The following is a 279-nucleotide window of genomic DNA, read 5'->3' on the forward strand; positions in this document are numbered from 1 at the left end:
CTCAATCAGAGTTGCAGCACGCGCACCGCAATCGCGCAATGGCGCATTTCATGGCGAGCTTCGGCAACATGGAAATGCCGCCAGAAGTAGTGGTCGATGCATATTGCCGCCAATGCGCAATTTCAATGAGTTGCGTGGAATTGGCAAAAGCCGCACTCTTTCTCACCCACCATGGTGTCGTGCCTTCTACGGGCGAGCGCATTCTCGACACCAGCTCCGCGAAACGCCTTTCGGCACTCATGCTGACGTTCGGCACTTACGACGCTGCCGGCGACTTCG

General features: G+C 57.0%; 1 protein-coding gene. It reads left to right on the top strand.

What is annotated here, in order from left to right:
• Positions 1-50 precede the first annotated feature (50 nt).
• A partial coding sequence (locus EN874_RS33430; RefSeq protein WP_245516264.1) for a glutaminase occupies positions 51-279 on the top strand: 229 nt, incomplete at its 3' end.

This window comes from Mesorhizobium sp. M1D.F.Ca.ET.231.01.1.1 (assembly GCF_003999155.2).
Classification (GTDB): Bacteria; Pseudomonadota; Alphaproteobacteria; order Rhizobiales; family Rhizobiaceae; genus Mesorhizobium.